The following is a 13,760-nucleotide window of genomic DNA, read 5'->3' as shown; positions in this document are numbered from 1 at the left end:
CATAACCGGAATAGGTGAATACAACACATCAGGAGGCCATCCGCTATGATAGCAGAAAAGACAGGCATCTCCCTAAGAAAAATTAAAAATGATTACAATAGAAACTGTGTTGCTATTCAAAAGGGCGTGAACCGGAAGAGAAAGGAATAGTAGGCGGGCCGGAAAGATTTCTGGCTGCCATACTCACCGGTTTTATTTTCAGGAATAAGACTGTATGCAGTATTGTCCGCATCAAGATATACAATGCGGGTGGCAGTACTTACCTGTGGAGCCGCAGCAGAAAGGTACCACCGTGTTTTACGTCGATGCTTGGTGACGTGCCATATTTCAGCACTATCATCATCCGCTTCGAGGTGTACCGGGATTTTATTAACAAGACTTAATAACCGGTCCTGCTCTACCTGTTGTTTGTGAAGATCAGGCAACAGGAAATGATGACGATGTGCCGCAAACGAAGGCAGGACGGCTGTTGCCAGCTGTAAGCACAGCAGGAAGCAGACGAGGGTCCAACGTTTTAATATGTACGTACGATCATTCATTAAACCGCAAAATTAATAGTTTTTAGTTTATTTGAAGATTAGTTTATTGTAAAGGGATTATTTTTTGATAGATGGTAAGGTTGTTTTAAAAATAAAGGGCCGTCTCGTTTTATAGAGACAGCCCTTTCCACTCTGCACAGGATTGAATTGTTAACTATTTTATTGCCTGCATGGCAGATTTAGCGGCAGCAATGGTTTCATCCAGGTCTTCGGTAGTGAGTGCATTACTCATAAACCAGCTTTCGAAAGCGGAAGGCGGCAAATAAATACCACGCTCCAGCATGGCATGGAAGAAACGTTTGAATAATTCGTTGTTGGCGGCAGAGGCGGCGGTGAAATCCACAATTGGATACTCCGTGAAATGTGCACTCAGCATTGATCCCATCTGGTTGATGCTATGCACAATGCCGGCAGCGCCAAATGCTTCTTTTAATCCATTCACCAGGTAGCTGGCTTTATCTTCCAGTTGCTGGTAAATAACAGGATTATCGTTCAGCGTTTGCAATAAAGTATAACCGGCAATCATTGCAATCGGATTACCGCTTAATGTGCCTGCCTGGTATACTTTTCCGGCGGGGGCAAGATGTTCCATGATTTCTTTCGGACCGGCCACTGCACCTACCGGCATACCGGCGCCAATGATCTTACCAAAAGTTACGAGGTCGGCCCTGATGCCCAGTAATTCCTGTGCACCGCCACGGGCCAAACGGAAGCCTGTCATTACTTCATCAAAGATGAGCAGGATATTGTTGGCATCGCAAAGCTGGCGGAGCCCTTCCAGGAAGCCCGGCTGTGGAAGGATACAGCCCATGTTGCCGGCTACCGGTTCAATGATAACAGCGGCAATCTGGTTGATGTTATCGGCAATCAGTTGTTCTACTGCAGGTAAATTATTATACGGGGCAGTAAGCGTGTCTTCTGCTACTGCAGTGGTAACGCCTGGCACGGATTGAATGCCCAGGGTGGCTACGCCACTGCCGGCGCTTACCAGGAAGGCATCTGCGTGACCATGGTAGCAACCTTCAAACTTGATAAACTTATTACGGCCGGTATAACCCCTTGCCAGCCTGATGGCTGTCATGCAGGCTTCCGTACCGGAGTTTACCATGCGTATCATATCGATATTAGGCACCATGCCTGTAATCAGTTCTGCGATCTTTGTTTCCAGTTCTGTAGGCGCGCCGAAAGATGTGGAGTAGGTGGCATATTCCTGTATAGCCTTTACTACCGGCTCATATGCGTGGCCGAGGATCATTGGGCCCCAGGAATTGATGTAGTCGATATAACGGTTGCCATCTACATCGTACATATAGGCGCCCTTGGCACGTTCCATAAATACGGGCGTGCCGCCTACACTTTTAAATGCACGTACGGGAGAGTTAACACCGCCGGGAATTACCTGCTTTGCTTTCCCGAATAACATTTCACTTTTACTGTACATCTGTTTCGTGGTTTATTATTTTACGCAAGATAGGGAATTATGCATTCAGCAGTTTTACCGCATCCTTTGCAAAGTAGGTAGCGATCAGATCCGCGCCTGCGCGTTTCATACTGGTCATAGATTCCACGATGGCCTTGTTTTCATCCAGCCAGCCTCTTTCTGCAGCTGCTTTGATCATGGCGTATTCGCCGCTTACATGATAAGCACTAACTGGTACGGTTACACGATCTTTAATAATGCGCATAATGTCGAGGTAAGCCATAGCAGGTTTTACCATTACTATGTCGGCGCCTTCTTCAATATCCATCAGTGTTTCCCGGATCGCTTCGCGGGAATTAGCATAGTCCATCTGGTAGGTTTTCTTATCGCCGAAGCCCGGAGCAGAGTCGAGTGCATCACGGAAAGGACCGTAAAAGCAGGAAGCGTATTTAGCGCTGTAAGCCATGATGCCTGTTTTATCGAAGCCATTTTCTTCGAGGATGTTGCGGATGGCCAGGATGCGGCCGTCCATCATATCGCTGGGCGCTACAAAGTCGGCGCCTGCCTGTGCGTGGCTCAGGCTCATGCGTGCCAGTACTTCTACAGTAGGATCATTTACAATTTCTGTTCCTTCCACAATACCATCGTGGCCGTAGGAAGAATAGGGATCCAGGGCAACGTCGGTCATCACCACCATTTCGGGGATGGCGTTTTTAATGCCACGGATGGCGCGCTGCATCAACCCGTTGGGGTTTACTGCTTCGGTGCCTTTATTATCTTTTACGCTGTCGGGCGCCTTTACAAACAGCAGTACACTTTTAATACCCAGGCCCCAGAGCTCCCTGGCTTCTTTAATAGTAAGGTCCAGGGAGTACCTGAAATAACCTGGCATAGAGCTGATCGCGTCCTTCACATTTTCTCCTTCGGTAACAAATAACGGCGCTATAAAATCGCTGGGTGTTAAAATTGTTTCCGCCACCATTGCACGAATAGCGGGAGATACTCTTAAAATTCTGTTTCTTCTGATCATCTTTATAAAAATTTTATTGTTTTTATATCGTCGCCTGCCTTGTTATTTTACCCATTCCCTGGGCTTCAGGAACTCTTCCAGCTGCGCTTCCGGGCTGCCGGGTGCAGGATGAAAGTCGTACTCCCAGCGGGCTACCGGTGGTAAGCTCATCAGGATGGATTCTGTGCGGCCGTTTGTTTTCAACCCAAACAAAGTTCCCCGGTCGTGAACAAGATTAAACTCTACATAACGTCCGCGCCTATACGCCTGCCAGTTTTTATGTGCATCGGTATAAGGCAGGTTTTTTGTTTTCTCTACCAGCGGAAGATATGCTTCGAGGAAGGCATTTCCATTTGCTTTTGAGAAATTCAGGAGTTCTTCTGCGGTTCTTTCCGCGTTGGGACGGAGGTAATCATAAAAGATACCGCCTATTCCACGCGCTTCGTTGTTACGGTGTTTATTGATAAAATATTCGTCGCAGTGTTTTTTATATGCCGGATACAATTCCTTTCCAAAGGGATCACAGGCATCTTTAAAGGTACGGTGGAAATGAATACCGTCTTCTTCCTCGAGGTAATAAGGCGTAAGATCTGCACCACCACCAAACCAGCTGTCTTTCAGTGTTCCATCCTGGTCATACAATTCAAAATAGCGGAAGTTCGCATGCACGGTGGGTACAAAAGGGTTCACCGGGTGAAGCACCAGCGAAATACCACATGCCATGAACTGGCTGTTGGTAACGCCGAACTGTTGTGCCATCGCTTCCGGCAATTCGCCATGCACGACCGAAGTATTTACACCGCCTTTTTCAAATACATTCCCGTTGGCAATTACCCGTGTTTTGCCACCGCCGCCGCCGGGACGCTCCCAGCGGTCTTCCAGGAAAGTAGCTTTGCCGTCTGTTTTTTCCAGCGCGGCACAGATTTCATCCTGCAAGCCGTGTATGAATGATATGAAATTATTTTTGATGCTCATGGTTAATTATCCGTGTGCTTTAACTGTTTCCACAAATGCTTTGGCATGATCAACCGGAACATTTGGTAAGATTCCATGCCCCAGGTTGGCAATGTAACGCTGTCTGCCAAAACCTTTCAGCATTTCCTTTACGGCCTTTTCAATTTCAGGGATGGGCGCCAGCAATTTAGCCGGGTCAAAATTTCCCTGCAGGGTGATGTTGCTGCCGGCAAACTGGCGGGCCAGTTCCGGTTTAATACACCAGTCGATGCCCAGTCCATGCGCGCCGGTAGCGGCCATATCTTCCAGGGCAAACCAGGCGCCTTTTGCAAATACGATAGTCGGACAAACATCCTTCATCGCGGCTACTATCTGGCGGATATATTGTAAAGAGAATACTTCGAAGTCCTGCGGGCTGAGTAATCCACCCCAGGAGTCAAATACCTGTACGGTATCGGCGCCTGCGACCACCTGTGCTTTCAGGTAAGCGATGGTGGTATCGGTGATCATCTGCAACAGCTGGTGTGCTACAGCCGGTTGCTGATAACAGAATGCTTTTGCTTCATCAAACGTTTTGGACCCTTTGCCTTGCACCATGTAGCAGAGTAAGGTCCAGGGAGCGCCACCAAAGCCGATCAGCGGCACCCTGCCATCCAGTGTTTTTTTAGTGAGTTTCAGGGCATCAAATACATAGTGCAATCTTTCCTGTACATCGGGAACGCATAAACGCTGCAGGTCCTGCGCGGTTTTAATGGGGGCGGGCAGGAGTGGTCCTACTTTTTCCACCAGCTGTACTTCCATGCCCATTGCCTGGGGAACTACCAGGATATCGGAAAAGATAATAGCAGCATCAACGCCTACCTGGTCTACCGGCATCACCGTTATTTCCGTTGCCAGCTCCGGGTTTTCGCAGCGTTCAAAGAACGTATATTTATCACGCAGTTTGATATAATCCGGTAAATAGCGACCAGCCTGACGCATCATCCATACCGGTGTGCGGGAAACAGTTTCGCCTTTAAGGGCCTTCAGCAATAAGTCGTTCTTCAATGCGCTCATTCGTAGCAGTTAATGTTGTTAAAATAAAATATAGCAGTTTGCACCATGCTTTCTTCGCTGATATCGGTGCTGATAATAATTTTGTTATCGGTATGTTCCCGCAGTTCGGTGGCAGTTGTTCTGCCAATGGCGAAGCAAACGGTTTTACTGTTTAGCCGGTTGGCCGACAGGTAACTTTTTACCGCACTGGGACTGAAAAATAATATGCCGTCGTAATGGTCCGCTATTACGGCCGGAGCGGGAATATTCTCGTAGATCACGAATTCTTTTACTTCAATACCGGCTTCCTGTAAGGTATCCGGTAATTCGTTTCTCCGGATACTGCCGCAGAAGAAGTTAACGGAAGTTATATCAAGTTGTATAATTATCCTGGCAAGTTCGCTGCCATAGGGCGATTCCGCTAAGATTTTACAATCAGTGAATACGTTTTCCACTGCTTTCCTCGTGCTGCCGGAGATACAGCAGATATTTGGCTCGCTGATCACATAAAACGTATCATCCTGGTGGAGATAGTATTTATCCAGTATTCTTGCTGCATTGGCACTGGTGAACACATGTACTGCTTCCGGCCGGAACACCTGCAGCAAACGCTCTTCGCCCAGCAGCATTTCATTTTTAAGCGGCTTTATCTGTATAAAATCCTGTACATCTATGTGAATACCACTTTCACCAGCAACAGCCACAGAGCTGTCTGTTAAATGCCTGGTGCTTAATATGCGGTATTTATCATTTTGCATTTCTGATCTGTGCTACAATTTCAGCGCCGCCCTGGGCCATAATATCTTCTGCAGCTTCCTGTCCGAGGTGTTTGGCTTGTTCCAGTGGCACTTCGCGTGAAACAGAGAAGAACCGGGCGCCATCCAGGCTACACAGTTCGCCGTTGAAATGTATGTGATTGTTTTGTATATATGCGTAAGCGCTGATAGGGGTGGTGCATCCGCCCATCAGCGTGCGTAAAAATTCGCGTTCAATATGTGTAGTGAGTGCGGTTTCTGCGTGGTTAAAAGCTGCGCAGGCATCCAGGCAAAATTGATCATCTTCCCTGCAAACTGCTACTACAGCACCTTGTGCAGGCGCCGGTAACATCCAGTCGAGATCAATGGAATTGGCAGGACGGACGTTAATTCTTTCCAGTCCGGCTACCGCGAAAATGGCGCCGTCCCAGTTTTCCTCCGCCAGTTTCTTCAGGCGGGTATTTACATTACCCCGCAGGTTATGCAGCTGGTGTTGTGGATATTTTCGCAGCCACTGGGCTTTACGGCGTACACTGCTGGTAGCGATGTTCGCTATATAACCGGGTTGTGAAAGGAAATTTGTATCGTTTTTGTATACCAGCAAATCTTTTACCGGCCCGCGTTGCAGGATAGCGGCATGCACAATTTGTTTCGGCAGTTGTGTGGGAACGTCTTTGAAGGAGTGAACGGCAATGTCTATACGGTTATTGAGCAATGCCAGATCGAGGCTTTTAGTGAAGATACCCTGTACGCCTATTTCATACAGGGGTGTTACCAGGTCTATATCTCCTTCGCTTTTGATAGGTACCAGTTCTGTACGGTAACCTTGTGCGGTGAGCAGATCATTTACCTGGTTTGCCTGCCACAAGGCCAGCTGACTTTCTCTTGTGCCTATCCTGATAACTTTATCCATTTGTTTATTCCTGGTTAACTCCGGTCTCAAAAATATCGTTGATCATGGCGATGTACTGGTCGCTTTTGTCTGTTTCCTTGCGTACTTTACCAGCCATGAGATTAATCATTTTTTGTATGATACGGGAAGATACGAGTTCGATATCCTCCATGTTGTAGTGTCCTCCGTTTTTCTGTTGCTGTATTTCGCGGGTATGTATTTCCTGCAGTTTATCTTTTACGGCTTTCAACACTACCGCGTGTTTGCGCATTTTATACCAGTAAAGGAATTCCTCCATATGTTCATCGATGATGGAGATCGCCTTTGGTACTTCTCCCAGCCTGTTTTGCAGGGTTTCGTCCTGTACTTTGGAGAGTTCATCCACATTCACCAGGGTGATATGCGGGAGTTCACCTACTGCAGCTTCTACATTGAAAGGAATGGATAAGTCGACGATGAGTTTGGGAGAAGTGTTGCCGAGGTGTTTTGCCAATACCGTTGGATGCGGGGCATTGGAAGCAACGAGGATCACATCTGCCTGCTGCATTTCGCTGACCATATCTTCGATAGGAGCGTATTTCAGCCCGTGCTGACCGGCGAATTCGGCGGCCACCTGCAGGGTGCGGTTAATAAGGGTTACTTCTTTTACGCCGAGGTATTCGATCATGTTCTTGCAGGTATTGCGGCCAATTTTGCCTACACCCAGCAATACAATCTTTTTATCTTTTATATCAGGACAAATGCGTTCCAGCATCCTTACGGTGGCAAAAGCCACTGATACCGTGCCTTTGCTGAGTCCTGTTTCAGTTTTGATGAGTTTGGAAACCTGTAAAACGCTGTTAACAAGCCTTTCCAGGAAGCTGCCGAGGCTGTGATGCGCTTTGGCAAATTTAGTGGCGTTACGTATCTGACCTATGATTTCGTAGTCGCCGAGGATCTGGGAGTCGAGGCCTGTACCTACCTGGTACAAATGCCTGATAGCTTCTTCTCCCGATTTGGTATAAGCTAATTCTTCCAACTGGCTTCTGTCGCCGCTTGATTCCCTGCAAAGCAAATCCAACAACTGCCCCGGGTTCGCTGCAAATCCGTATACTTCCGTTCTGTTGCATGTAGAGAGCACAAAAAGATCGTCTAATTGCACTACCCTGGCATGCTCCAGGAGTTGTTGATACTGAGCCGGATTGATGGCGTATAATCCCCTGATAGCAGCGTCTGTTTTCTTATAGTTGATGCCAACGATATGAAAATTTGCTATTTCTTTTGAATGACTGACCTGCATGATTTTGTATAAGCTTCCGGTTGCAAAAGTACTTTCATACGTCCCAAACAAAAGGGGTTAGCTGTCATTAGTGTGTCATTTCTACTACTGGTAATCATTACGACGAAAAAATGATTTTTATCAGGTTTTGCCTTTACAAAAGAATGACACTAATCGTGCAGGCTGCATGGCGACTATAATGCTTTTCGCTTTCGGCTTTTTGCTTACTTTTGCACCAATTTAAAAGAAATGGTATCTAAATCTGATGTTGGAATAGTATTAATGAACCTCGGATCGCCTGATTCTACCGCCGTGCCGGATGTTAAGCGTTATCTGAATGAGTTCCTGATGGACAAGCGTGTAATTGACTATCCGTGGTTGTTCCGCAAGATCTTAATTGAAGGTATCATTGTGCCTAAGCGTGCGGAGCAATCTGCCCGGGCTTATGAATCTATCTGGTGGGAAGAAGGATCACCATTGGTGGCTTTAACAAAGCAGCTGCAGATGGCGGTGCAGAACGACATGGAGATTCCGGTGGAAATAGCTATGCGCTATGGTAATCCGCATCCGCAGGTAGCTTACGACAACCTGCTCAAACAAAATCCTGACCTGAAAGAAGTAGTGCTGTTGCCGTTGTATCCGCATTATGCCATGTCTTCTTATGAAACAGCAGTGGAATACGCACAGGAAATCTACAAAAAGAAAAAATACAAATTCAAGCTATCGGTAGTGCCGCCGTTTTATGATGAACCGGACTATATCCATGCACTTACAGAAAGCATGCGCCCATATCTTCAGCAGGACTATGATTACGTATTATTCAGTTATCATGGGTTACCGGAAAGGCATATGCGCAAAGCTGATCCTACCGGCGCTCATTGCATGAAGGTAAACGACTGCTGTCATGTAAAATCGCCCGCACATGACTACTGCTACCGTCACCAGATTACAGTGACCACTGAGCTGGTAGCGGAAAAGCTGGGACTGCCGCGGGAAAAATGGGGCATCTCTTTCCAGTCGAGGCTGGGCCGTGAAGAGTGGCTGAAGCCCTACACCGCAGGTTTGCTGGAAACATTGCCCGCCGAAGGGAAAAAAAGACTGTTGATCGTGTGTCCTGCTTTTGTATCAGATTGCCTGGAAACACTGGAGGAGATTGCAGTAGAAGGGAAGCATTCTTTCCTGAACAGCGGTGGTGAATCCTTCACCATGATTCCGTGTTTGAATATTCACCCGTTGTGGGTAAAAGCAGTGGTTAAATATTGCACGCAGATAATCGCAACCGAAGCCGTTTAAATTTAACATATGTCCGATCAACCCGTATTGATTGTCGGCGCCGGCCTGTCCGGGCTGAGCATTGCATATGAATTGCAGAAACTGCAGGTGCCTTACCAGGTACTGGAGGTTTCCGATCATAGCGGGGGTGTAATCAAATCTATACGGGAAGATGGTTTTGAGCTGGATGCAGGCGCCAATACCATTGCAGCCTCTCCTGAATTGCTACAATACTTTACAGAACTGGGGCTTGACAAGGAGATCCTGACCGCTGCTGCCGCCAGCAAGAACCGCTTCCTGGTAAGAAGAAAACAACTGCATGCAGTTTCTCCCCACCCTTTTAAGATCATGGCTTCCCCGTATCTCAGCCGGAGCAGCAAGTGGCGGCTGTTTACAGAGCGCTTCCGTAAACCGGCAACCGTATCTGGAGAAGAAACAGTAAGTGATTTTGTAACAAGAAGATTTAATAAAGAGATTGCTGAATATGTTTTTGATCCGGTATTATCAGGCATTTATGCCGGTAATCCCGATCTGATGAGCGTAGCGGAAGTATTACCTGCACTTCCGCGATGGGAGCGGGAATACGGCAGCGTAACCAAAGGACTGATGAAAGACAAAGGGGCTATGGGCGGCCGGAAAATCATCAGCTTTAAAGGCGGAAACCAGCTGCTCACAAACCGTTTACAACAGTTACTCACTACTCCTGTACGCTTTAATTGCAACGTAACCGGCATCACAGCTGCCAATGGTGGGTACATTGTGAGTGCGGTAGAAAACGGTGTTTCGGAAAGTTATACTGCTTCAAAAGTTGTACTGACCACTCCCGCTTACAGCACCGCGGAAACCATCACCCAACTTGATGCGGCCACCGCAGCCTTATTAAACAACATTCATTATCCCCGCATGGGCGTGCTGCACCTGGGCTTCGACGCTGCTGCGCTGCCACAGCCGCTGGAAGGCTTCGGTTTCCTGGTGCCGAATGCAGAAAATATGCATTTCCTCGGTGCTATCTGCAACTCTGCTATCTTCCCGGATAAGGCGCCTGCAGGGAAAATCCTGTTTACGGTATTCCTGGGAGGAGCGAGGCAGGAACGCCTGTTTGACCAGATGGATCCGGAAACCCTGCAGCAGCAGGTAGTTTCGGAAGTACAGTCTTTACTGCACCTGTCGGCCCCGCCGGTGATGCAGCGGTTCAGTACCTGGAATAAGGCTATTCCACAGTTGAATGTTGGTCATGTTAAGTTGCGGAATGCTGTAACAGACTTTGAAAAAAAATATCCAGGTATTCACATTGCAGGAAACTACCTGCAAGGCGTAGCCATCCCGGCTTTACTGCAACATGCGGCTGCTTTGGCCGCTTCGCTGAAGAAAAATTAAACAGGAAAATAGTTCGTTGTTGCCGTTTTTTCTTTAAATTCCATTATAAATTTCCACCAGATGATTGCAGGAATTTTAAAAGAAAAAAACGGCGAAACCAGGGTGTCTCTTGTCCCTGAAGTAGTAAAGCAACTGCAGCAAATGTCGGTAACCGTGTGGGTGGAGCAGGGAGCCGGCGACAATGCCTTTTATAACGACGACGCCTATATGCAGGCGGGCGCGGAAATAAAAACAGCTGCGGACATCCTCACCGGGGCAGATATCATCTTTACCCTGCAGCCTCCGTCAAAAGAAATAACAGACCAGATCCCTTCCGGGAAAATTATCGCCGGTATTCTGCAACCGTTGTACCGGGTGAACGAGGTGGAGCACTGGGCGTCCCGTAATATCACCGCATTCAGCCTGGATACCATCCCGCGCACCACCCGTGCGCAGGTAATGGATGTGCTTAGTTCCCAGGCCAATATAGCCGGCTATAAGGCGGTATTGCTGGCTGCGTATAGCTATTCCCGTTACTTTCCTATGTTTATGACTGCAGCAGGCAGTATTGCTCCCGCCAAAGTATTGATATTAGGCGCCGGGGTAGCTGGTTTGCAGGCTATTGCCACTGCCCGCCGTTTGGGTGCCGTGGTGGAAGTATTTGACACCAGGCCTGCGGTAAAAGAAGAAGTGATGAGCCTGGGTGCCAAGTTTGTGGAAGTGGAAGGAGCGGCAGATGCTTCCTCCGCCGGCGGCTATGCGGTAGAACAAAGCGAAACCTATAAGCAGCAGCAACAACAACGTATTGCGGAGAGCATTGCGAAAGCAGATATTGTGATCACCACCGCGCAAATCCCGGGTAAAGCCGCACCGGTACTGGTAAGCAGCGATATGCTGGACCGCATGCGCGCCGGTTCCGTGATTGTAGATCTTGCCGCCGCTACGGGCGGTAACACCAGCGTTACAAAGAACAATGAAACCGTGCAGTACAAAGGAGTTACCATCATCGGGAATTCCAACCTGCCTGCCACTATGCCGGCGGATGCCAGCAAGTTATATGCAAAGAATCTATTCAATTTCCTGAAACTGATATTAACAAAAGAGGGAGCGCTGCACCTGAATTTTGAAGATGATATTGTGAAAGGCGCCTGTATTACGCACAACGGTGAAATTGTGAATGACCGTGTGAAAAACCTGATGCAGCCAGCTTAGTAGTCGAGATCGTAAAAATACCCGTCTGATATGGAATATATTTTAACTTTTCTTCACCAGCATATCGATCTTATCTACATCGTTATCCTGTCTGTTTTTTTAGGAATAGAAGTGATTTCGAGGGTGCCGTCTGTATTGCATACACCATTGATGAGCGGCGCCAACGCTATTCACGGCGTTGTAATTATCGGGGCCATCATTGTGATGGGGAAGGCCGAAGCGGATAATTATCCCGCGCTGATCATCGGCTTCCTGGCGGTGATCCTGGGTACGATCAATGTGGTAGGTGGTTTTGTAGTCACCGACCGTATGCTGGAAATGTTCAAAGGCAAAAAGAAATAGCTAACGGCTAAAAGCATAATACTTATGGGATCCAGCATTTTATCAATTATTTACCTGATCGGCTCTGTTACTTTTATCCTCGGACTGAAAATGTTAAGTAAACCGGATACTGCCCGAAAAGGCAATCTGGTGGCTGCCGCAGGAATGTCGCTGGCTATTCTCGGCACTATCTTTCTCTACCGGGTAAATGATGCCCCCCTGCATAATTATGGCTGGATATTCACCGGGCTGGTCATCGGTGGTGTAATAGGCGTGTTGTCCGCAAAGAAAGTGAAGATGACGGCGATGCCGGAAATGGTAAGTATGTTCAATGGGATGGGCGGTGCATGTGCGGCGCTTATTTCTATAGTGGAATTTGACCACCTGATCAAACTGATAAAGAATTTATATGCACCCGTTTCTGACGATCATCTGGCACTTCAGTTACTGGAGTCGTCTGCATCCAAAGGCATGGTGATCATCATTTTGCTGAGCCTGATCATTGGCGCGGTATCCTGTGCAGGCAGTATTGTTGCCTGGGGAAAGCTCACCGGAAAGGTGAAGGATTTTTCTTTCAATGGACAGCACTTCCTCAACATGGGCGTATTGGCGCTGATAGTAGGGCTGTCTGTTTGGCTGGTGTGTATTTTTGGATTGTCGCCTGGAACAGGCATGGTTGTATTTTATGTTATTTTTCTGCTGGCATTGTTCTATGGGGTATTATTCGTGCTGCCGATTGGCGGGGCGGATATGCCGGTGGTGATTTCCCTGTTGAATTCATTTACAGGCGTAGCAGCGGCCTGTGGCGGGTTCCTGTACAGTAATCCAGTGATGCTCACCGGTGGTATCCTGGTAGGTTCAGCCGGAACTATCCTCACCATCCTCATGTGTAAGGCCATGAACCGTTCCTTGAAAAACGTGCTGATAGGCTCTTTCGGCGGTGGTGCGACCGGCGCTGCTGCCTCCGGAAAGGAGCAGGGCAACTATAAAGAAATTAGTTTGAATGATGCCGCCGTAGTACTGGCATATGCCAATAAAGTGATCATTGTACCGGGTTATGGTTTGGCGGTGGCGCAGGCCCAGCATGCTTGTCACGAGCTGGAGAAGCAGCTGGAGGAGAAAGGTGTGGAAGTAAAATATGCGATCCACCCGGTAGCAGGCCGTATGCCCGGGCATATGAATGTGCTGTTGGCCGAAGCAGATGTGCCCTATGAAAAGTTGTTGGAAATGGAGGATGCCAACGCCGAATTCCCCACAACAGATGCGGTATTAATCTTAGGCGCCAATGATGTGGTAAACCCGGCAGCGAAGAGCGATCCGGCCAGCCCTATTTATGGCATGCCTATCCTGGAAGTTGAAAACGCCAAAGTGGTAATCGTTAATAAACGCAGTATGAAACCTGGCTATGCCGGTATCGAAAACGACCTCTTTTTCCAACCCAAAACCTCCATGCTTTTCGGCGACGCCAAGAAGGTGTTGCAGGAGCTGCTTTCCGCTATCAAGGAGGTATAACGCGAATTTTGTCTTTCTCGCTGATTACGCTGATTATACTGATTTAGGGATTTGATCACTTTGGATTTTAAAGGATTTGAGTAGATATAAGCGGACATATTCGCTTTTATCTACCCAAATCTTTTTAAATCCTTTATAAAATCCAAAAAGTAAAAATCAAACTAATCAATATAATCAGCGTAATCAGCGAGAAAGACAACCTACGCTCATATCTCCGCATTTTTG

General features: G+C 47.7%; 13 protein-coding genes. 5 read left to right on the top strand and 8 right to left on the bottom strand.

All coding sequences use genetic code 11. The annotated features are described in order from the left end of the window. Positions 1–116 precede the first annotated feature (116 nt). The 8 genes from QFZ51_RS28680 to hemA all read right to left on the bottom strand — a co-directional run bounded on the left by QFZ51_RS28680 (position 117) and on the right by hemA (position 7,883). Positions 117–539, bottom strand: a complete 423-nt coding sequence (locus tag QFZ51_RS28680; RefSeq protein ID WP_429050829.1) for a hypothetical protein — start codon at positions 537–539, stop codon at positions 117–119. A 154-nt stretch (positions 540–693) separates the two neighbouring features. Next, positions 694–1,980: a glutamate-1-semialdehyde 2,1-aminomutase gene (hemL, locus tag QFZ51_RS28675; protein WP_370912426.1), complete on the bottom strand. Its 1,287-nt coding sequence runs from the start codon at positions 1,978–1,980 to the stop codon at positions 694–696. A 37-nt stretch (positions 1,981–2,017) separates the two neighbouring features. Then, positions 2,018–2,989, bottom strand: coding sequence for a porphobilinogen synthase (gene hemB, locus QFZ51_RS28670; protein WP_429050828.1), 972 nt, complete (start codon positions 2,987–2,989; stop codon positions 2,018–2,020). A 42-nt stretch (positions 2,990–3,031) separates the two neighbouring features. Next, complete coding sequence (hemF, locus tag QFZ51_RS28665; protein ID WP_429050827.1) at positions 3,032–3,943, bottom strand: oxygen-dependent coproporphyrinogen oxidase; 912 nt, start codon at positions 3,941–3,943, stop codon at positions 3,032–3,034. A 6-nt stretch (positions 3,944–3,949) separates the two neighbouring features. Beyond that, positions 3,950–4,978 carry a uroporphyrinogen decarboxylase gene (hemE, locus tag QFZ51_RS28660; protein WP_429050826.1) on the bottom strand — a complete coding sequence of 343 codons (1,029 nt, stop codon included), beginning with the start codon at positions 4,976–4,978 and terminating at the stop codon, positions 3,950–3,952. Further along, positions 4,975–5,715, bottom strand: a complete 741-nt coding sequence (locus tag QFZ51_RS28655) for a uroporphyrinogen-III synthase (RefSeq protein ID WP_429050825.1) — start codon at positions 5,713–5,715, stop codon at positions 4,975–4,977. The genes hemE and QFZ51_RS28655 overlap by 4 nt, the downstream gene beginning before the upstream one ends. Further along, positions 5,705–6,625 (bottom strand): hydroxymethylbilane synthase, encoded by a 921-nt coding sequence (hemC, locus tag QFZ51_RS28650; RefSeq protein WP_429050824.1) that lies wholly within the window; start codon positions 6,623–6,625, stop codon positions 5,705–5,707. Before hemC ends, QFZ51_RS28655 begins: the two co-directional genes overlap by 11 nt. A gap of 4 nt (positions 6,626–6,629) precedes the next feature. Then, a complete protein-coding gene (hemA, locus tag QFZ51_RS28645; protein WP_429050823.1) occupies positions 6,630–7,883 on the bottom strand; it encodes a glutamyl-tRNA reductase in 1,254 nt (417 codons plus the stop codon). 228 nt (positions 7,884–8,111) lie between these two features. On the opposite strand from hemA, the gene hemH reads away from it, so the two are divergent. The 5 genes from hemH to QFZ51_RS28620 are packed head-to-tail and all read left to right on the top strand — an operon-like array spanning position 8,112 to position 13,535. Continuing rightward, positions 8,112–9,155 carry a ferrochelatase gene (gene hemH / locus QFZ51_RS28640; protein WP_429050822.1) on the top strand — a complete coding sequence of 348 codons (1,044 nt, stop codon included), beginning with the start codon at positions 8,112–8,114 and terminating at the stop codon, positions 9,153–9,155. 9 nt (positions 9,156–9,164) lie between these two features. Further along, entirely contained in the window at positions 9,165–10,511 is a 1,347-nt protein-coding gene (gene hemG / locus QFZ51_RS28635) for a protoporphyrinogen oxidase (RefSeq protein ID WP_429050821.1), read from the top strand. A 60-nt stretch (positions 10,512–10,571) separates the two neighbouring features. Continuing rightward, complete coding sequence (locus tag QFZ51_RS28630; protein WP_370912434.1) at positions 10,572–11,702, top strand: Re/Si-specific NAD(P)(+) transhydrogenase subunit alpha; 1,131 nt, start codon at positions 10,572–10,574, stop codon at positions 11,700–11,702. A gap of 30 nt (positions 11,703–11,732) precedes the next feature. After that, positions 11,733–12,044, top strand: a complete 312-nt coding sequence (locus tag QFZ51_RS28625) for an NAD(P) transhydrogenase subunit alpha (RefSeq protein WP_079470407.1) — start codon at positions 11,733–11,735, stop codon at positions 12,042–12,044. 24 nt (positions 12,045–12,068) lie between these two features. After that, positions 12,069–13,535, top strand: coding sequence for an NAD(P)(+) transhydrogenase (Re/Si-specific) subunit beta (locus QFZ51_RS28620; protein WP_429050820.1), 1,467 nt, complete (start codon positions 12,069–12,071; stop codon positions 13,533–13,535). The last annotated feature ends 225 nt before the right edge of the window (positions 13,536–13,760 follow it).

It is taken from the genome of Chitinophaga sp. W3I9, from assembly GCF_050434025.1.
Lineage (GTDB): Bacteria > Bacteroidota > Bacteroidia > Chitinophagales > Chitinophagaceae > Chitinophaga.
Note: the sequence above shows the minus strand (reverse complement) of the source record. Positions and strands in the feature narration are given on the sequence as shown.